Source organism: Janthinobacterium sp. GW822-FHT07A03 (assembly GCF_058798815.1).
Window position 1 is genome coordinate 1 of sequence record NZ_JBXAKW010000050.1, and the last position, 622, is coordinate 622.

General features: G+C 46.9%; 2 tRNA genes and 1 rRNA gene. All 3 read right to left on the reverse strand.

What is annotated here, in order from left to right:
• Positions 1–300 precede the first annotated feature (300 nt).
• Positions 301–376: transfer RNA gene (locus AC1RJW_RS29730), tRNA-Ala, on the reverse strand.
• 10 nt (positions 377–386) lie between these two features.
• A tRNA-Ile gene (locus AC1RJW_RS29735) sits at positions 387–463 on the reverse strand.
• A gap of 98 nt (positions 464–561) precedes the next feature.
• A 16S ribosomal RNA gene (locus AC1RJW_RS29740) occupies positions 562–622 on the reverse strand; the annotation flags it as partial.

Here is a 622-nt window from a genome sequence, read left to right on the forward strand (position 1 = left end):
TACGTCCTTCATCGCCTGTAATCGCCAAGGCATCCACCATGTGCACTTATTCGCTTGTCCCTATAACGTTAGCCTCTTCATTCTTTCAAACGAAAAGAGCGCTACAGGGATAAGAAAGTACAACGTTGTTGCTTGTTTGTTGATACATACAATCATTACCCATCGATTTGCTTGTTACGGCAAACCGATCAATAAATAATCTTTACTTCTTCCAGATTGTTAAAGAACGAAACAGCTTTGATCGCTAAAAGATCAAACCTAAACCTGACTGGCTTACGTTTGCACTTTCGGGTAAAACTTTGGTGGAGGATGACGGGATCGAACCGACGACCCCCTGCTTGCAAAGCAGGTGCTCTCCCAGCTGAGCTAATCCCCCTGGGTATGACTGGTAGGGCTGGTTGGACTCGAACCAACGACCCCCGCGTTATCAACACGGTGCTCTAACCAGCTGAGCTACAGCCCCAACGCGGTGCTACTACGACTACTGTTTCTTCTTAATTAAACAGCCGATAAGTGTGAACATTTGATGCGTGAACCATTACTGATTCGTGCAAACTCTAGAAAGGAGGTGATCCAGCCGCACCTTCCGATACGGCTACCTTGTTACGACTTCACCCCAGTC